Origin of the sequence: Cellulomonas terrae, assembly GCF_007990265.1 — a bacterium.
GTDB classification, from domain to species: Bacteria; Actinomycetota; Actinomycetes; order Actinomycetales; family Cellulomonadaceae; genus Cellulomonas; species Cellulomonas terrae.
On the sequence record NZ_BJWH01000011.1, the window covers coordinates 18,754 to 35,962 of the forward strand.

17 protein-coding genes are annotated in these 17,209 nt (G+C 72.5%); 9 read left to right on the forward strand and 8 right to left on the reverse strand.

Annotated features, from left to right (window positions below; all coding sequences use genetic code 11):
• Positions 1–3: 3 nt before the first annotated feature.
• From CTE05_RS11295 to CTE05_RS11310, 4 genes are read right to left on the reverse strand one after another with little or no spacing between them, the layout of a single operon-like run.
• Positions 4–501, reverse strand: coding sequence for an ATP-binding protein (locus CTE05_RS11295; RefSeq protein WP_146846237.1), 498 nt, complete (start codon positions 499–501; stop codon positions 4–6).
• On the reverse strand, positions 501–1,679 hold the full coding sequence (locus CTE05_RS11300; protein WP_146846238.1) for an acetyl-CoA C-acetyltransferase: 1,179 nt from the start codon (positions 1,677–1,679) through the stop codon (positions 501–503). Before CTE05_RS11300 ends, CTE05_RS11295 begins: the two co-directional genes overlap by 1 nt.
• Positions 1,676–2,329, reverse strand: a complete 654-nt coding sequence (locus CTE05_RS11305) for a CoA transferase subunit B (protein ID WP_146846239.1) — start codon at positions 2,327–2,329, stop codon at positions 1,676–1,678. Before CTE05_RS11305 ends, CTE05_RS11300 begins: the two co-directional genes overlap by 4 nt.
• Positions 2,326–3,090 carry a CoA transferase subunit A gene (locus CTE05_RS11310; protein ID WP_146846240.1) on the reverse strand — a complete coding sequence of 255 codons (765 nt, stop codon included), beginning with the start codon at positions 3,088–3,090 and terminating at the stop codon, positions 2,326–2,328. The genes CTE05_RS11305 and CTE05_RS11310 overlap by 4 nt, the downstream gene beginning before the upstream one ends.
• A 144-nt stretch (positions 3,091–3,234) precedes the next feature.
• Here CTE05_RS11310 and pdhA point away from each other — a divergent pair, with 144 nt between their 5' ends.
• The 3 genes from pdhA to CTE05_RS11325 are packed head-to-tail and all read left to right on the forward strand — an operon-like array spanning position 3,235 to position 6,769.
• Positions 3,235–4,356: a pyruvate dehydrogenase (acetyl-transferring) E1 component subunit alpha gene (pdhA, locus tag CTE05_RS11315; protein ID WP_146846241.1), complete on the forward strand. Its 1,122-nt coding sequence runs from the start codon at positions 3,235–3,237 to the stop codon at positions 4,354–4,356.
• The gene (locus CTE05_RS11320; protein ID WP_146846242.1) at positions 4,356–5,363 is read left to right on the forward strand and encodes an alpha-ketoacid dehydrogenase subunit beta; all 1,008 of its coding nucleotides are present in this window, start codon (positions 4,356–4,358) and stop codon (positions 5,361–5,363) included. The genes pdhA and CTE05_RS11320 overlap by 1 nt, the downstream gene beginning before the upstream one ends.
• A complete protein-coding gene (locus CTE05_RS11325) occupies positions 5,360–6,769 on the forward strand; it encodes a dihydrolipoamide acetyltransferase family protein (RefSeq protein WP_146846243.1) in 1,410 nt (469 codons plus the stop codon). Before CTE05_RS11320 ends, CTE05_RS11325 begins: the two co-directional genes overlap by 4 nt.
• A gap of 52 nt (positions 6,770–6,821) precedes the next feature.
• Here the strand turns inward: CTE05_RS11325 and CTE05_RS11330 are convergent, their stop codons facing one another.
• From CTE05_RS11330 to CTE05_RS11340, 3 genes are all read right to left on the reverse strand, one after another.
• Entirely contained in the window at positions 6,822–7,997 is a 1,176-nt protein-coding gene (locus CTE05_RS11330; protein WP_146846244.1) for an NAD(P)/FAD-dependent oxidoreductase, read from the reverse strand.
• An 82-nt stretch (positions 7,998–8,079) separates the two neighbouring features.
• Positions 8,080–9,045 (reverse strand): RNA polymerase sigma factor SigJ, encoded by a 966-nt coding sequence (sigJ, locus tag CTE05_RS11335; RefSeq protein ID WP_246123550.1) that lies wholly within the window; start codon positions 9,043–9,045, stop codon positions 8,080–8,082.
• A gap of 151 nt (positions 9,046–9,196) precedes the next feature.
• Positions 9,197–9,817 (reverse strand): SACE_7040 family transcriptional regulator, encoded by a 621-nt coding sequence (locus tag CTE05_RS11340; RefSeq protein ID WP_146846245.1) that lies wholly within the window; start codon positions 9,815–9,817, stop codon positions 9,197–9,199.
• 115 nt (positions 9,818–9,932) lie between these two features.
• On the opposite strand from CTE05_RS11340, the gene CTE05_RS11345 reads away from it, so the two are divergent.
• The 5 genes from CTE05_RS11345 to CTE05_RS11365 are packed head-to-tail and all read left to right on the forward strand — an operon-like array spanning position 9,933 to position 15,952.
• The gene (locus tag CTE05_RS11345; protein WP_146846246.1) at positions 9,933–11,531 is read left to right on the forward strand and encodes a carboxyl transferase domain-containing protein; all 1,599 of its coding nucleotides are present in this window, start codon (positions 9,933–9,935) and stop codon (positions 11,529–11,531) included.
• Between the two features lie 5 nt (positions 11,532–11,536).
• A complete protein-coding gene (locus CTE05_RS11350; RefSeq protein WP_146846247.1) occupies positions 11,537–13,525 on the forward strand; it encodes an acetyl/propionyl/methylcrotonyl-CoA carboxylase subunit alpha in 1,989 nt (662 codons plus the stop codon).
• Positions 13,522–14,697 carry an acyl-CoA dehydrogenase family protein gene (locus CTE05_RS11355; RefSeq protein WP_146846248.1) on the forward strand — a complete coding sequence of 392 codons (1,176 nt, stop codon included), beginning with the start codon at positions 13,522–13,524 and terminating at the stop codon, positions 14,695–14,697. The genes CTE05_RS11350 and CTE05_RS11355 overlap by 4 nt, the downstream gene beginning before the upstream one ends.
• Positions 14,694–15,161: a MaoC family dehydratase gene (locus CTE05_RS11360; protein WP_146846249.1), complete on the forward strand. Its 468-nt coding sequence runs from the start codon at positions 14,694–14,696 to the stop codon at positions 15,159–15,161. The genes CTE05_RS11355 and CTE05_RS11360 overlap by 4 nt, the downstream gene beginning before the upstream one ends.
• A complete protein-coding gene (locus tag CTE05_RS11365; RefSeq protein ID WP_146846250.1) occupies positions 15,149–15,952 on the forward strand; it encodes an HpcH/HpaI aldolase/citrate lyase family protein in 804 nt (267 codons plus the stop codon). Before CTE05_RS11360 ends, CTE05_RS11365 begins: the two co-directional genes overlap by 13 nt.
• Before the next feature lie 55 nt (positions 15,953–16,007).
• Here CTE05_RS11365 and CTE05_RS11370 read toward each other — a convergent pair whose 3' ends face one another.
• The gene (locus tag CTE05_RS11370) at positions 16,008–16,430 is read right to left on the reverse strand and encodes a hypothetical protein (RefSeq protein WP_146846251.1); all 423 of its coding nucleotides are present in this window, start codon (positions 16,428–16,430) and stop codon (positions 16,008–16,010) included.
• Positions 16,431–16,549: 119 nt separating this feature from the next.
• Here CTE05_RS11370 and CTE05_RS11375 point away from each other — a divergent pair, with 119 nt between their 5' ends.
• On the forward strand, positions 16,550–17,113 hold the full coding sequence (locus CTE05_RS11375; protein WP_222595466.1) for a putative glycolipid-binding domain-containing protein: 564 nt from the start codon (positions 16,550–16,552) through the stop codon (positions 17,111–17,113).
• Positions 17,114–17,209 lie beyond the last annotated feature (96 nt).

A 17,209-nucleotide genomic window follows, 5' to 3' on the forward strand; every position in this document is an offset into this window, starting at 1 on the left:
CCGTCAGGGAAGGTCGCACCGTCGCAGGATCGCGTCGACGACCTGCTCGACGGGTGCGGTGGCGTCGATGACCACGCCGCCCTGCGGGACGGTCTCCCTCGTCCGGTGCCAGCGCACGATGTCCTCCCGCGGGGTCGGCACCCCGTCGCCCCACTCGGAGTCGGGTCGCTCGTCGAGCCGCCGGTGCAGCGTGTCGTGGTCGACCTCGAGGACGAAGACGCCGTCGAACAGGTCGCGGAACCGCCCGAGGTTCCGCGTGCCGCCGCAGAAGAACGTCGCCGCGACGCTCCGGTCGGCGGCCAGCGCCCGGACCGTGTCGACGTCCCAGATGTGCTCCCCGCGCCCGCCCGGCGGCGTCGGCTGACCGGTCACGGGGTCGCCCGAGTAGGCCAGCGCGCGGTCACCGTGGACGGCGTGGAAGCCGCGGCGCGCCAGCTCGTCGCAGACGGTCGTCTTGCCGGTGCCGGACAGGCCCTCGACCAGGTAGTTCCGCCTCCCCATCAGCGCCAGAGCAGCAGGGCCTCGCCCTGCCCTCCACCGCCGCACAGCGCCACGGCAGCGCGTCCGCTCCCGCGGCGGCCGAGCTCGGCCGCCGCGTGTCCCGCGAGCCGTGCTCCGGACGCGCCGATCGGGTGCCCGAGGGCGATGGCCCCGCCGTGGATGTTCGTCCGGTCGAGCGGGAAGTCGAGGTCGGCGAGCGACTGGACGACGACGGACCCGAACGCCTCGTTGATCTCCAGGAGGTCGACGGTCGACAGGTCCCAGCCGGCGCGGGCGAGGGCCGCGGTGATCGCGGCCGACGGCTGCGAGTGCAGGGAGTTGTCGGGTCCGGCGACCTGCCCGGACGACCCGACGGACGCGAGCCAGGTCCACCCGTGCGCCTCGGCGACCTCGCGGGCCGCGACGACGACCGCCGCCGCTCCGTCGGTGAGCGGGGACGCGTTGCCGGCGGTGATGGTGCCGTCCGCGGAGAACGCGGGGCGCAGTGCGGCCAGGGACTCCAGCGACGTGTCGGGCCGGAGGCCCTCGTCGGTCGAGACGACCACGGACGCGCCGCGTCGCTGCGGCACCTCGACCGGCTCGATCTCGGCGGCGAAGACGCCGGACGCCGCCGCCTCGGACGCCCGGCGGTGGCTCTCCGCGGCCACGAGGTCCTGGGCTTCCCGAGCGATCGAGAGCGCCTTGTTGCCGCGCTCGGTCGAGGAGCCCATGGACTCGCGGTCGAACGCGTCGGTGAGGCCGTCGAACGCCAACGAGTCGACGGCCTGGATGTCCCCGTACGTCCACCCGCGACGCGAGCCGGGGAGCAGGTGCGGCGCCTGGCTCATCGACTCCTGCCCGCCCGCGACCACGACGGAGGCCTCGCCGAGGCGGATCGTGCGGGCCGCGTCGATGATCGCGGTGAGCCCGCTGAGGCAGACCTTGTTGAGGGTCGTGGCGGGCACGGTCCACCCGATCCCTGCGGCGACCGCCGCCTGGCGGGCGGGGTTCTGGCCCGCGCCGGCCTGGACGACCTGGCCCATGAGGACCTGGTCGACGGACGCCGGGTCGACCCCGGCGCGGGACAGCGCACCGCGGATGGCGACGGCACCCAGCGACGCGGCCGACAGGGTCGACAGCCCACCGTTGAGTCGCGCCATCGGCGTCCGGGCGAACGAGAGGATCACCACGTCCCTCATGACAGCACCACCTTCTCGTCCACCAGCAGAGGCACCTGCGGGGTGGCCGCGACCACCTCGTCGACGGAGACCCCGGGCGCGCACTCCCGGAGGACGAGCCCGTCCGGGGTCACGTCCAGCACCGCGAGGTCCGTGATGATCCGGTCCACCACGCCGACCCCGGTCAGCGGCAGCGTGCACTCGGGCAGGATCTTCGCGGACCCGTCGCGCGCGACGTGCTCCATGAGCACGACGATCCGGCGCGCCCCGTGGACGAGGTCCATCGCGCCGCCCATGCCCTTGACCATCTTCCCGGGGATCATCCAGTTGGCGATGTCCCCGGACGACGACACCTGCATCGCCCCGAGGATCGCGACGTCGACCTTGCCGCCGCGGATCATCGCGAAGGAGGTCGCCGAGTCGAAGTACGACGCCCCGGGAGCGATCGTGATCGTCTCCTTGCCGGCGTTGATGAGGTCGGGGTCCACGGCGGAGTCCGACGGGTACGGGCCGACGCCGAGCACCCCGTTCTCCGACTGCAGGACCACCTCGACCCCGGGCGGGACGAACCCGGGCACCAGCGTCGGCAGCCCGATCCCGAGGTTCACGTAGGACCCGTCGGTCAGCTCCAGAGCGGCGCGCGCCGCCATCTGCTCGCGCGTGAGGCTCATGAGACCGTCCTCCGCTCGATGCGCTTGTCGGCGGCCTCGGCGGGTGAAAGTGCGACCACGCGGTCCACGACGATCCCCGGCAGGTGGATGGCGTCGGGGTCCAGCGAGCCGACGGGGACGAGCTCTTCGACCTCCGCGATGGTCACGGCGCCGGCCGCCGCGCACAGGGGGTTGAAGTTGCGCGCCGAGGCGTGGAACACGAGGTTCCCGTGCCGGTCGCCGCGGGCCGCGCGGACCAGGGCGTAGTCGGCCGTGATGGCCTCCTCCCGGACGAACTCGTGCGACTCGCCGCGCACGGTGAACGTCTCGACCGGTTTCGGGGGGGAGGAGACGAGGACCGACCCGTCGGCCGAGTACCGCCACGGCAGCCCGCCGGCGGCGACCAGGGTTCCGACCCCGGTCCGCGTGTAGAACGCGGCGATCCCGCTCCCACCTGCACGAAGACGTTCGGCGAGGGTTCCCTGCGGGGTGAGCTCCACCTCGAGCTCCCCGGCCAGGTACTGCCGCGCGAACTCCTTGTTCTCGCCCACGTACGACGCGACGATGCGCCGGATGCGACCGGCCTGCAGCAGCAGCCCGAGCCCCCAGTCGTCCACGCCGCAGTTGTTGCTGATCACCTCCAGGTCGGTGACGCCGGAGTCGAGCAGAGCGTGGATCAGCACGCTCGGGATACCGCACAAGCCGAACCCACCGACCGCGAGGGTCGCCCCGTCGGGGATGTCGGCTACCGCCTCGACGGCGGACTGGACGACCTTGTCCATTCTTGCCTCCTGTCGACGACGACATTGTGTGCAGCCGTGTCGGCACTCGCGCTAGTCCAAGATGTGGACTTACCCTGGCGAGACATCAGGCAATGGGGCCTAGCTTCACAAGAGCGACGGTTCCGCCACCAGACGGAGCGAAACATGTTGCGTGCAGATGTGTCCCCCAGCCGTGCCCTGCCTGCTCATCAGCAGGCCGAGGCGCTCCAGCTCGTCACCCCCGAGGGGGTCCGGACGCCCGACCCGGAGTACGACCCGGTGGTCGCGGACATCGACGACGAGCACCTCCTCCGGCTGTACGAGGACATGGTCGTCGTGCGCCGCTTCGACACCGAGGCCGTCGCGCTCCAGCGCCAGGGACAGCTCGGGCTGTGGCCGCCGCTGCTGGGTCAGGAGGCCGCGCAGATCGGCTCCGCCCGCGCGCTGCGCAGCGACGACTTCGTGTTCAGCAGCTACCGCGAGAACGGCGTCGCGTACTGCCGCGGCGCCCAGCCGACCGACCTGATGCGCGTGTGGCGAGGGACCGCACTGGCGGGCTGGGACCCGCGCGCCATCGGCATGGCGACGCCGCAGGTGATGATCGGCTCGCAGACCTTGCACGCCACCGGGTACGCGCTCGGCTGCGTCAAGGACGGTGTCGACTCCGTGGCCGTCGCGTACTTCGGCGACGGTGCCACCAGCAAGGGCGACGTGCACGAGGCGATGGTCTTCGCGGCGACGTTCCGCGCCCCGGTGATCTTCTTCTGCCAGAACAACCAGTGGGCGATCTCCGAGCCGGTCGGCCTGCAGACCCAGCGCCCGATCGCGGACCGCGCGGCCGGCTACGGGATCCCCAGCATCCGGGTCGACGGCAACGACGTCCTCGCGGTGCTCGCCGCGACGCGGGTCGCCCTCGACCGGGCGCGAGGCGGCGACGGTCCGACGTTCATCGAGGCCGTCACGTACCGGATGGGCCCGCACACGACGTCCGACGACCCCACCCGCTACGTCGACCCGTCGGACAAGGTGGAGTGGGCGGCGAAGGACCCGATCGCCCGGATCGAACGGCTGCTGACCGCCAGGGGCGCACTGACCGACGAGCGCGCGGCAGCCATCAAGGCGAAGGCCGACACCTTCGCGACGCAGATGCGCGAGGGCTGCTACGGCCTGCCCACCCCGGAGCCGCTGAGCCTCTTCGAGGACGTGTTCGTCGAACCGACCCCCGAGCTGGAGCGGCAGCGCAGCCAGTACGCCGCGTACCTCGCGATGTTCGACGAGGAGGCGTGATGGCCACGATGACCCTCGCGGCCGCCCTCAACAGCGGCTTGCGGCACGCGCTCGACGACGACCCCACGGTGGTCCTGCTCGGCGAGGACATCGGCACGCTCGGGGGAGTGTTCCGGGTGACCGACGGGCTGCAGCGCGACTTCGGCACGGACCGCGTCATGGACACCCCGCTGGCCGAGGCCGGGATCATGGGCGTCGCCGTCGGCCTCGCCTACCGCGGGTACCGGCCGGTCGTGGAGATCCAGTTCGACGGGTTCGTGTACCCGGCCGTCGACCAGCTCGTCACCCAGGTGGCGCGGATCCACTACCGGACCGGCGGTGCGGTGCGCATGCCGATCACCGTCCGGATCCCGTACGGCGGCGGCATCGGGGCGGTCGAGCACCACTCCGAGTCGCCCGAGGCCTACTTCGCCCACACGCCCGGGCTGCGGGTGGTCACGTGCGCGAGCCCGCAGGACGCCCACACGATGATCCGGCAGGCGATCGCGTGCGACGACCCCGTGGTCTTCTTCGAGCCCAAGCGCCGGTACTGGGTCAAGGGCGAGGTCGACGAGTCGATGCACGACGCGCCGCTGCTCGACCGGGCCCGCGTCGTCGTCGAGGGCACCGACGTCACGCTCGCCACCTACGGACCGCTCGTCATCACGGCGCGCGACGCCGCGCTCGCCGCGCAGGACGAGGGTCTCTCGGTCGAGGTCGTCGACCTGCGGTCGCTCTCGCCGGTGGACCTCGACACGCTCGAGGTGTCCGTCCGCAAGACCGGCCGGCTCGTCGTCTCGCACGAGGCACAGGGCAGCGGCGGCCTCGGCGCGGAGATCGTCGCGAGCATCACCGACCGCTGCTTCGACGTCCTCAAGGCGGCGCCCGCCCGGGTGACCGGCTTCGACACCCCGTACCCGGCCGCGAAGGTCGAGGAGCACTTCCTGCCCAACCTCGACCGGATGCTCGACGCCGTCGACCGCGTGATGGGCAGACAGCACTCGCTGACCGGATGGAGGGCGTCATGACGACGATCAAGACCGTGACGCTGCCGGACCTCGGCGAAGGGCTGACCGAGTCCGACCTCGTGGAGTGGGTCGTGGCCGTCGGGGACACCGTCGAGCTCAACCAGGTCGTCGCCGAGGTGGAGACCGCGAAGGCCTTGGTCCAGCTGCCGTCGCCGTACGCCGGGACCGTCGCCGAGCTGCTCGTCGAGCCCGGCGTGACGGTACCGGTCGGGACGGCGCTCCTGACGATCGCGGTGGAGGAACCGGCGACGGCCGAGGTCGCTGCCGAGCCGCAGCCGGCCCCGACGACGGACGACTCCTCGAAGGAACCGGCCGTAGCGACGGAACCGGCTGCGCCTGAGCGCACCTCGGTGCTCGTCGGGTACGGCCCCCTGGTCGAGGGGACGTCGCGACCCCGGCGCCGGTCGAGGTCGGCGGACTGGGCCGCGGCGCACGCCGTCGCCGACGACGTCGGGCTCGCGCTCGCGGGCGGCCGGATCGGGCCGAAGGTGCTGCCGCCGGTCCGCAAGCTCGCGCACGACCTCGGGGTCGACCTGAACAAGATGGTCGGCTCCGGCAAGGACGGCATGATCACCCGCGAGGACGTCCTGCGCGCGGTCTCGGGCGTCGAGGTTTCCCCGGCCGCGCGCCGGCCCGACGCGCTGTCGGCGGCGCACCGACCCGGGCTGGCACGACCCGCGCCGGCGCCGACCCGCTCGGAGTCGGCGCGCGAGACCCGTACCCCGGTCGCCGGCGTCCGCAAGCAGACGGCTGCCGCGATGGTGGCGAGCGCGTTCACCGCACCGCACGCGTCGACGTCGCTGACGGTCGACGTCACACCGACCCTCGAGCTGCTGGAGGCGTTCCGGGCGGACCGCGCCCTGCAGGGTCACCGCATCTCGATCCTCACGCTCGTCGCCAAGGCGGTGACCATCGCCGTCGGCCGCAACCCGTCGGTCAACGCCCACTGGGACGAGGCCGCGGGAGAGATCGTCCAGTACGGGTTCGTGAACCTCGGCATCGCCGCGGCGACCCCACGAGGGCTGCTCGTCCCGTGCATCAAGGACGCCGACCACCTGCGGCTGCCCGCCCTCGCCGACGCGATCGCGCACCTCACGGAGGAGGCCCGGGCGGGCACGACGACGCCCGCGGACCTGGCCGGCGGGACGATCACGATCACCAACATCGGGGTCTTCGGCGTCGACACGGGTACACCGATCCTCGTGCCCGGGCAGGCGGCGATCCTCGCGACGGGCGCGATCCGGCGTCAACCGTGGGAGTTCCAGGACCAGGTCGCGCTGCGCAGCGTGATGACGCTGAGCCTGTCGTTCGACCACCGCCTGGTCGACGGCGCCGAGGCGGCACGCTTCCTCGCCGACGTCGGCACGATCCTCGCGCGACCGGGCGCGGTCCTCGGGATGGTCTGATCGGACGCGCCTCCGCCCGGACCCTTCGGGCGGAGGCGACTCCGGGACGGCGTCAACGCGCCGCGGCGACCACCGGCACGGTCGTCGTCGCGACGCGACGGCGGCGGGTCGGGTACGGGACCGGGTGGGTGACCGCCCACGCGGCTCCGGTGCAGATGAGCTCCTTGTAGCGGGCCATCAGCCGACCGCCGGGGGCGAAGGACCGTGCGCGGTCGTCGGGGGTCACGAACTGGATGAGCCCGTCCCGCCGGCCGAGGCTGATGCACTGGTGCACGTAGGTCAGGGGAGTGTGCGGGAGCTTCCCCCCGGTCAGGCGCGCGACGATCGAGTCCGCGGCCTGCCAGGCCATCGGGACGCCGGACGCGCAGGACATCCGCAGCGGTGTCCCCACGGTGGTGTGACCGAGTGCGGCGTCCCCGACGGCGTACACGTCGGGGTGGGAGACCGAGCGCATGGTCTCGTCCACGACGATCTGGCCGCGGTCGGTGACGGCCAGCCCGGACGAGGCGGCGATCGGGTGCGCCGCGAACCCGGCGGCCCAGACGGTGACGTCCGCTGGGATCGTCGCGCCGTCGTCGGCGGTCACGGACGTGGCGTCGACGCGCGAGACCCCGGTCCGCTCGTGGACGGTGACGCCGAGGCGGTCGAACGTCCCGCGCAGGTGGCGCTGCCCCGACGGCGAGAGCCAGTCGCCGAACGACCCGCGGACGGCGATCGCCACGTCGAGGTGCTCGAACGACTCGGCGATCTCGCTGGCGGCCTCGATGCCGGTCAGACCGCCGCCGACGACCACGACGCGGCTACCCGGTGCGAGCGCGTGCAGCCGCTGACGCAGGCGGAGGGCGCCCGGCCGGCTGGCGACCTCGTGCGCGTGCTCGAACACGCCGCGCACGCCGTGGTCGTCGCGGGCGCTGCCCAGGGCGTAGACGAGGGTGTCGTAGCCGAGGTCGGACCCGTCGTCGAGGGCGATGCTCCTCGTGTCGACGTCGACCGAGGTCACGCGCGCGACGCGCAGGGTCACGCCCGTCCCGGCGAGCAGCTCGCGGAGCGGGCGGTCGCGCAGGTGCTGGCCGGTCGCGAGCTGGTGCATCCGGACCCGCTCGACGAAGTCCGGCTCCGCGTTGACCAGCGTGATCTCGACGTCGTCGTCGTGCAGGCGCCGGGCCAGGCGCCCGGCAGCGATGGTCCCGGCGTAGCCGGCTCCGAGGATGACGATGCGGTGCTTCATGGGAGCTCCCTGTCGTGGATCGGTGGTGCCTCCTGAACTGGACGGCGACCCGATCCCTGACAGCGGTCGGATGTGACGTGCCTCACCAGCCGGTCGGCAGCGGCTCCCCGTGGTCCGTCGCGGCCCACACCCGCGTCGCGCGCTCGAGCTTGTCGGGGTTGGCCTGGCTCAGCACCGCAGCGACCCCGTCCGCCGTCGTCTCGAGCGTCATGACACCGACCAGCCGGTCGCCGACCGCGACCACCAGCGCGGGGCTGCCGTTCGCGGTCCACGCGAAGGCCTCGGGCGACCCTCCGATGAGCCTCCGCTTGGCGTCGCTGGGCCGCAGCAGCCCGCGCAGGAAGTGGGCGACGGCCTGGGCGCCGACGATGACGTCCGCACGCGCGGGGACCTTGCCGCCGCCGTCGCCCGCGCCCATCGCGTCGGCGGTCAGCAGCCGCACGAGCGGCTCGGTCCGCCCGCTCGTCGCGGCCGCCAGGAACTCCTCGACCACCTTCCGCGCGGCGTCACGGTCGACCTCGGTCCGCGCGCCACGGCTGCCCAGGTGCTCCTTGGCGCGGTGGAGGACCTGCTGGCTGCCGGACTCGGTGATGTCGAGCATCTCGGCGATCTCCGCGTGGGGGTACGCGAACGCCTCGCGCAGCACGTAGACCGCGCGCTCGGTCGGGGTGAGCCGCTCCATGAGCACCAGGACGGCGGTCGACACCGACTCGCGCTGCTCGACCGTCTCAACCGGACCGAGCATCGGGTCCCCGTCGAGGAGCGGCTCGGGCAGCCACTGGCCGACGTAGACCTCGCGACGTGCCCGTGCCGACTGCAGGTGGGTCAGGCAGAGGTTGGTGAGCACGCGGGTCAGCCACGCAGCCGGCACGCGGACCTGCCCGCGGTCGGCGGCCTGCCAGCGCAGGAACGTCTCCTGGGCGACGTCCTCGGCCTCCGCCGCGGACCCGAGGAGCCGGTACGCGATGGCTTCGAGCCGCGGCCGGAGGCCCTCGAACACCGCGACGTCGCCCGGCTGGATCTCGTCGTCCACACCCCGCACGCTCACGCGCCGACCTTACGACGGCATCGGGGTCCCGTCGTCGGGACCAAGCCCTGAGTGCCGCAGCGAGCTCTCAGGACGACACTCGTGGCTTGGTCGCGTCCGCGGGCTGGTGAGACCAAGCCCTGGGTCGCGCGACCGGACCGGTGAACGGCACTCAGGGCTTGGTCGTGCTGCTGCCCAGAGCGGCCAGGGCCATCTCCTGCAGCAGGGACCGGGTTCGGGCCGACGACACCGAGCGGGCGCTGTGCGGGGTCGAGTTGAGGAGGCCGAACGTCGCCTGCGCCCGGAGGCGGAGCTCGGCGCGGTCGGTGGTCGGGCTCAGGCCGGCGAGCACGTCGACCCACAGGTCGACGTAGCGTCGCTGCAGGCCGCGGACCGACTCGCGGTCCTGCGGGGAGAGCGCGGCGAGGTCGCGGTCCTGCACGCGGATGACGTCGGGGTCGCGCAGGGCGAAGTCGGCGTGGAACCGCACGAGCGCCCGCAGGGCGTCGGCGTCGTCGTCGGCCTGCTCCACGACCGCCCGCCCCCCGGCGAGCAGCCCGTCGCTGACACCGACCAGCAGCGCGGCGAGCACCGCCTGCTTGCTGGGGAAGTGGCGGTAGACCGCGGGTCCGCTGACGCCGACCGACGAGCCCAGGTCCTCGATCGAGACGCCGTCGAACCCGCGGCTGGCGAACAACTGCGCCGCCGACGACAGCAGCGCGTCGCGGCGCTCGGCCTTGGCGCGGACGCGCGCCGTCAGCGTGGCCGGTGGGGTGTCCAGCTGGTCGGACATCGGCTCCTGCTCTCGGGGACGACGTGACAACGACGTGATCGCAGACTAACCTCATTCCAGTTAGTGATCACTAACTGGAATAGAATCTCCCACCACCCCCGCGGAGACAGCGTCGATGGAGATGCTCAGCACGGCAGCCGACCCTGCCGGGTCCTCGTTCACCACGAACGACGCGCAGCAGCGCGCTCTCGTCGCGGAGCTGAAGGGCCGGCTCCGACGGGCCTCGCTGGGCGGCCCGGAGCGCTCGCGGGAGCGGCACGTGGCTCGCGGCAAGCTGCTCCCGCGCGAGCGGATCGACGTGCTCCTGGACGACGGCAGCCCGTTCCTCGAGGTCGCGCCGCTCGCCGCCGACGGTCTCTACGACGGGGAGGCGCCCGGCGCCGGCGTCATCGCGGGGATCGGGCTCGTGCACGGCCGGCACGTCATGGTCCTGTCCAACGACGCGACCGTGAAGGGCGGCACCTACTACCCGCTGACGGTCAAGAAGCACCTGCGGGCCCAGGAGATCGCGCTGGAGAACCGGCTGCCCTGCATCTACCTCGTCGACTCCGGCGGAGCGTTCCTGCCCAAGCAGGACGAGGTGTTCCCGGACCGCGACCACTTCGGCCGGATCTTCTTCCACCAGGCCCGGATGTCCGCGGAGGGCATCCCGCAGGTCGCGTGCGTGATGGGCTCGTGCACCGCGGGCGGCGCGTACGTGCCGGCGATGAGCGACGAGACCGTGATCGTGCGCGGTCAGGGCACGATCTTCCTGGCCGGGCCGCCCCTGGTGAGGGCGGCGACCGGCGAGGTGGTGACCGCGGAGGACCTCGGCGGCGGCGAGCTGCACTCGCGCACCTCGGGCGTCACCGACCACCTGGCGGAGAACGACGCGCACGCGCTGCAGATCGTCCGGGACATCGTCGCGACCCTGCCCGCCCCGACGACGACGGCGTGGGACGTGCACGAGAGCCGGCCGCCCAAGGTCGACGAGGCGCAGCTCTACGGCGTCGTGCCCACCGACCTGCAGACCGCGTACGACGTGCACGAGGTGATCGCGCGGCTGGTCGACGGCAGCGAGCTCCACGAGTTCAAGCGTGAGTACGGCACGACGCTGGTGACCGGGTTCGCTCGCCTGCACGGGCACCCCGTCGGGATCGTCGCCAACAACGGGGTGCTGTTCAGCGAGTCCGCGCTCAAGGGCGCCCACTTCATCGAGCTGTGCGACCAGCGCGGCATCCCGCTGGTGTTCCTGCAGAACGTGAACGGGTTCATGGTCGGCAAGGACTACGAGGCGGGCGGCATCGCGAAGCACGGCGCCAAGATGGTCACGGCCGTCGCGACGACGCGCGTACCCAAGCTGACGGTGGTGATCGGCGGCTCCTTCGGCGCCGGGAACTACTCCATGTGCGGGCGCGCGTACTCGCCGCGGTTCCTGTGGATGTGGCCCGCGAGCCGGATCTCGGTCATGGGCGGACCGCAGGCGTCGTCCGTCCTGGCGACCATCCGCCGCGAGCAGCTGGGTGACGAGTGGTCCGCGCAGGACGAGGAGACGTTCCGCAAGCAGCTGCGCGACCAGTACGAGACGCAGGGCAGCCCTTACTACTCGACCGCGCGGCTGTGGGACGACGGGATCATCGACCCCGCGGACACCCGACGCGTGCTCGGGATGGCCCTCGACGTGTGCGCGACCGTCCCCCTGAGCGAGCCCCGCCTCGGGCTCTTCCGGATGTGAGCGCCATGTTCACGAGCGTGCTCGTCGCCAACCGCGGGGAGATCGCCTGCCGGGTCATGGCGACGCTCCACAGGCTCGGGATCCGGGCCGTCGCCGTCTACACCGACGCGGACCGTGACGCCCTGCACGTCGAGCGCGCGGACACCGCGGTCCGGATCGACAGCTACCTGTCCATCGCGTCGGTCGTGGCCGCGGCACGGGGTGTTGACGCGATCCACCCCGGCTACGGGTTCCTCTCCGAGAACGCGGACCTCGCGCGGGCGTGCGAGGCGGCAGGCATCGTGTTCGTCGGCCCGGGCGTCAAGGCGCTGGAGGTCATGGGCGACAAGATCCGCGCGAAGGAGCACGTGAGCGCCGCGGGCGTGCCGGTGATCCCGGGCTCGTCTTCGATCGACGCCGAGTCCGCCGCCCGCGTCGGGTACCCGCTGCTGGTCAAGCCGTCGGCGGGCGGAGGCGGCAAGGGCATGACGGTCGTCGAGCGGGCCGAGGACCTGGCCGACGCCCTCGTCGGCGCCCGCCGGGTCGCCGCGGCGGCGTTCGGCGACGACACCCTGCTGATCGAACGGCTGGTCAGGCGCCCGCGGCACATCGAGGTGCAGCTGCTGGCCGACGAGCGCGGCGCGGTCATCCACCTCGGCGAGCGGGAGTGCTCGCTGCAGCGCCGGCACCAGAAGGTCGTCGAGGAGGCGCCGTCGCCGCTGCTCGACGAGCAGACGCGTGCGCGCATCGGCGAGGCTGCGTGCGAGGTGGCCCGCAGCGTCGGGTACGTCGGAGCGGGGACTGTGGAGTTCCTGGTGTCCGACGAGGCGCCGACGGAGTTCTTCTTCATGGAGATGAACACGCGGCTGCAGGTGGAGCACCCCGTCACCGAGCTGGTCACCGGGCTGGACCTGGTCGAGTGGCAGCTGCGGGTGGCTGCGGGGGAGTCGCTCGCCGCGACGCAGGACGACGTCGTCCTGACCGGTCACGCGATCGAGGCCCGCGTCTACGCAGAGGACCCGTCGCGGGACTTCCTGCCGTCCGCGGGAACCGTGCACGTGCTCGACGAGCCGACCGGCGACGGCATCCGCGTCGACAGCGCGCTGCGGCAGGGGCTGGAGATCGGGTCCTCGTACGACCCGATGCTCGCCAAGGTCGTCGCGTGGGGACCGGACCGGTCGACGGCGATCGCGCGGCTGGACGCGGCCCTGTCCCGGACGACGATCCTGGGCGTCCGCACCAACGTGTCCTACCTGCGGCAGATCCTCGCGGACCCCGACGTGCGCGCGGGGCGGCTCGACACCGGGCTGCTCGCGCGCCTGTCCGCGCAGCACGAGACACCGTCCGACACCCCGGAGGTGTCGTCCCGCCGGGCAGGACGACGTCGTCACGATCCGCAGGGCGGAGCCGGAACCGTCCACGTCGTCGCGGCGGCGCTGTGGCGGCACGCGGTCACCGAGGGCGCATGGGGGTCCGACGGCTGGCGGCTCGGCGCACGTCGACCGACCCGCTACGAGGTGGGCGACGTCGAGGTGTCCGTCCTGGGCGACACCGTCACGGTGGGCTCCGCCGACCCGGTCCCGGCACGGCTCGTGCGGCGCGGACGGGACGCTGCCGACCTCGAGCTCGACGGTGTCGTGCACCCCCTGCGCCTGGTGACCGCCGGCTCGACGACGTGGGTGGGCGACCACGGGGCGGCGTTCGAGCTCCCGTTCCGCACACGCGTCGAACGGCTCGCCGACGACCTGGCCGCCCTCACCCGGGGCACCCGTCCCGTCGACCCGCAGGTGCGTTCCCCCATGCCCGGCACGGTCGTCTCGGTGGAGGCGGAGACCGGCGACAGCGTCGTGGCCGGCCAGACCCTCCTCACCATCGAGGCGATGAAGATGGAGCACCGGGTCGTCGCGCCCAGCGACGGCATCGTCACCCTCACGGTCCGACCGACCGACCAGGTGGCACTCGACCACGTGGTGGCCACCATCACCGGCCACCCCGACGAAGGGACCCCGGCATGACCTACGACCTCACCCCCGAGCAGCAGAAGCTCCGCGACGAGGTGCGCGACTTCGCCGACACCGTCGTGGCCCCCGCGGCGTACGAGTACGACACGAAGCGCGAGCTGCCGTACGAGATCCTCGCCCAGATGGGGGAGATGGGGCTGTTCGGGCTGCCCTTCCCCGTCGAGTACGGCGGGCAGGGGCGTGACTACGTCGACCTCTGCCTGGCGGTCGAGCAGCTCGCGCGCGTCGACCAGTCGATCGCGGTGACGCTCGAGGCCGGCGTCGGGCTCGGCGCGATGCCGGTGTGGCGCAGCGGGACCGAGGCGCAGAAGCGGGAGTGGATCCCGATGCTGGCCCGCGGCGAGGCGCTCGCGGCGTTCGGGCTCACGGAGGCGGACGCCGGGTCGGACGCGGCGGGCACGAAGACCACCGCGGTCCTCGACGACGGCGAGTGGGTCATCAACGGGACCAAGCAGTTCATCACCAACTCCGGGTCGCAGATCACCCGGCTCGTGACCATCACCGCGGTGACCGGGGAGACGGTCCGCGCGGACGGGTCGGTCAAGAAGGAGCTCACCGCGATCCTGGTGCCCAGCGGCACCCCCGGGTTCACCGTCCTGCCCGCCTACGACAAGGTCGGCTGGCACACCTCCGACACCCACCCGCTGCGGTTCGAGGACGTGCGCGTCCCCGAGGTGAACCTGCTCGGCGAGCGCGGGCGGGGGTTCGCCCAGTTCATCCAGACGCTCGACGAGGGCCGCGTCGCGTTCGCCGCGCTCTGCACGGGAGCCGCGCAGGGCTGCCTCGAGGAGGCGATGCGGTACGCCAAGAGCCGCAACGTGTTCGGGCACCCCATCGGCGACAACCAGCACATCGCGTTCACCATCGCCCGCATGGACGCCCGCGTGCACGCCGCACGGCTGGCGTGGCTCGACGCCGCCCACCGGCTCGACGCCGGCCAGCCGTTCAAGCTGGAGGCCAGCCTGGCCAAGCTCATCGGCAGCGAGGCGGCGATGGACAACGCGCGCGACGCGACGCAGATCTTCGGCGGGTACGGCGTGATGAACGAGAACCCCGTCGCACGGCACTACCGCGACTCGAAGATCCTGGAGATCGGCGAAGGGACCACGCAGGTGCAGCTCATGGTGATCGCACGGGAGCTGGGCTTCTCCGGGGCGCCGCGATGACGACGGACATCGAGCAGCGCGGGCTGTACTACGAGGAGCTCGACCTCGACGTCCGGTACGTGCACCGGCCGGGGCGCACGATGACCGAGGCGGACAACGTCGTGTTCTCGACGCTGACCATGAACCCGCAGGCCCTGCACCTGGACGCCGCGTGGTCCGCCGAGCAGCCGTTCGGGCAGCGGCTCGTGAACTCGATGATGACGCTGGCCGTCCTCGTCGGGAGCTCGGTCGCGCAGCTCACGCAGGGCACGATCGTCGCGAACCTCGGGTTCACCGACGTCCGGTTCCCGCACCCGCTGTTCCACGGCGACACGCTGTACTCGTCGACCGTCGTGGTGGACAAGCGGCTCTCGGAGTCCCGGCCCGGACAGGGGGTCGTCACGCTCGAGCACACCGGCCGCAACCAGGACGACGTCGTCGTCGCCACGGCCACGCGCACCGTCCTGTTCCGGTGCCGTCCGTGAGAGGGCCGGCGCTGCTCTTCTGCCCCGCGGACCGTCCCGAGCGGTACGAGAAGGCCGCCGCGCGGTCCGACACCGTGATCCTCGACCTGGAGGACGCGGTGAACCCGGACGCCAAGGCGGCGGCCCGGTCGCACCTGGCCGCGAGCGCGCTCGACCCGGAACGCACGATCGTGCGCGTCAACCCCGTCGGCACGGCCGACCTCGACGACGACCTCGCCGCGCTGCGGACGACTCCGTACCGGACGGTCATGCTCGCCAAGACGTCGTCCGCCGCCGACGTCCGCGTGCTGGCCCGGTACGACGTGGTGGCGCTCGTCGAGACCGCCGCCGGCGTGGTGCACGCCGCGGAGATCGCCGCGCGGCCGAACGTCGTCGGTCTCATGTGGGGTGCCGAGGACCTCGTCGCGTCGCTCGGCGGCACGTCCAGCCGACGTCCTGACGGGTCCTACCGGGACGTCGCCGTGCACGCACGGTCCGTCGTGCTGGTCGCGGCGGGGGCGCACGGCAGGGCCGCGATCGACGCGGTGCACCTCGACATCGGTGACGTCGACGGCCTGGCCGCGGAGGCGACGGACGCCGCCGCCAGCGGCTTCGCGGCGACGGCGTGCATCCACCCCTCGCAGGTCGACGTGGTCCGCGCCGCGTACCGGCCGGCAGACGCGGAGGTCGCGTGGGCGCGCGGCGTGCTCGCCGCAGCGGTGGGGCAGCACGGCGCGTTCCGCTGGGAGGGGCGGCTGGTCGACGGTCCCGTGCTGAAGCACGCCGAGGAGGTCCTTCGCCGCGCGGGCTGACGCACGAGGGCAGCCACCGTCTCGCGGGTGGCTGCCCTCGGGGTCGTCGGAGGTGTCAGGAGGTCGGCGGGGTGGACGACGGCGGATACGTGTCGCCCTCGCAGCCGTGGCTGATCACGAACTGGGCGTTCGTCTTGACGCCGTCGTAGCTGGCGACCGCGACCCCGATCAGCGAGACGGGGTTCTGGTAGTCGGCCATGAACTTGTAGGCGCCGTTGCCCGACTGCACCATCGGGAACGTCCCGGAGGGGAGCGTGATGTCGGCAGCGGTGGCCTTGTTGGCGGTCAGGATGAACAGCAGGTACGGCTCCGTGCCGTCGTCGCAGCGGTCGTCCTGGAGAGTCCCGTCGGCATTCAGACCCTGGCCCGAGTAGGTGACCTGGTGGGGATGTCCGGGGCTGGCGTACGCGGACGTGACCACGCTGATTCCTAGGATTGCCAGGACGACAGCGCTGAGAAGTGCGATGAGCTTCCTCACGGGATTTCTCCTCGGTGGGTGTGTGAGGGATGGGGGCGTCGGGACATGCGGGAATTCGTCGTCGGAAGCCGCATAACAGGACAAATCGGATGCTACTCCGAGGTCTGGGAGGCGAGCGGGTGAAGAGATCGAGCACCGGACGGCTCCCGCCGTTCGCCGCCTGGCGGTTCGTCGACGCGGTCGACGGGTTCGAGGTGGTCTACCTCGAACCGGGCCGGCTGCGGGGTCACACGTCCGCGATCGAGGACGGCAGGGCCTACGCGGTGTCGTACGAGATCACGCACGACGAGGGGTGGGTCACCCGCGAGGTGCGCGTCACCTCCGACACCGTAGGAGGGCGCCGGAGCATCCACCTGCGCTCGGACGGGCAGGGCAGCTGGACCCTGGACGGCTCCGCCGCACCGCAGCTGGACGGGCTCGTCGACGTCGACCTCGAGGCGTCGGCCTGCACCAACACGCTGCCCGTGCACCGGCTGACGATGCCGGTCGACGAGGTCGTCGTCGCGTCCGCCGCGTACGTCCAGGCGCTCGACCTGACGGTGCGCCGGCTGGACCAGACGTACCGGCGTCTCGACGACCACCGCTTCGCGTACACGTCCGAAGGTGGCTTCGAGGCCGAGCTCGTCTACGACGACGACCTGCTTGTGGTCGAGTACCCGGGCATCGCGGTGCGGTTCTCCTAGCGTGGAGCGATCCGCGCGGCCCGTCGCGCACTAGGGACCAACGGATCTGGTGGCGGGTGCGTCGGCGAGCAGGCTGGGAGAGGGCCGGCCGGCGCG

Coding starts and splice junctions, on each gene's coding strand:
- CTE05_RS11320 (WP_146846242.1), top strand. CDS start 4,356: ATGGCCACGATGACCCTCGCGGCCGCCCTCAACAGCGGCTTGCGGCAC.
- CTE05_RS11355 (WP_146846248.1), top strand. CDS start 13,522: ATGACCTACGACCTCACCCCCGAGCAGCAGAAGCTCCGCGACGAGGTG.
- CTE05_RS11300 (WP_146846238.1), bottom strand. CDS start 1,679: ATGAGGGACGTGGTGATCCTCTCGTTCGCCCGGACGCCGATGGCGCGA.
- CTE05_RS11345 (WP_146846246.1), top strand. CDS start 9,933: ATGGAGATGCTCAGCACGGCAGCCGACCCTGCCGGGTCCTCGTTCACC.
- pdhA (WP_146846241.1), top strand. CDS start 3,235: ATGTTGCGTGCAGATGTGTCCCCCAGCCGTGCCCTGCCTGCTCATCAG.
- CTE05_RS11330 (WP_146846244.1), bottom strand. CDS start 7,997: ATGAAGCACCGCATCGTCATCCTCGGAGCCGGCTACGCCGGGACCATC.
- CTE05_RS11360 (WP_146846249.1), top strand. CDS start 14,694: ATGACGACGGACATCGAGCAGCGCGGGCTGTACTACGAGGAGCTCGAC.
- CTE05_RS11295 (WP_146846237.1), bottom strand. CDS start 501: ATGGGGAGGCGGAACTACCTGGTCGAGGGCCTGTCCGGCACCGGCAAG.
- CTE05_RS11325 (WP_146846243.1), top strand. CDS start 5,360: ATGACGACGATCAAGACCGTGACGCTGCCGGACCTCGGCGAAGGGCTG.
- CTE05_RS11310 (WP_146846240.1), bottom strand. CDS start 3,090: ATGGACAAGGTCGTCCAGTCCGCCGTCGAGGCGGTAGCCGACATCCCC.
- CTE05_RS11305 (WP_146846239.1), bottom strand. CDS start 2,329: ATGAGCCTCACGCGCGAGCAGATGGCGGCGCGCGCCGCTCTGGAGCTG.
- CTE05_RS11350 (WP_146846247.1), top strand. CDS start 11,537: ATGTTCACGAGCGTGCTCGTCGCCAACCGCGGGGAGATCGCCTGCCGG.
- CTE05_RS11340 (WP_146846245.1), bottom strand. CDS start 9,817: ATGTCCGACCAGCTGGACACCCCACCGGCCACGCTGACGGCGCGCGTC.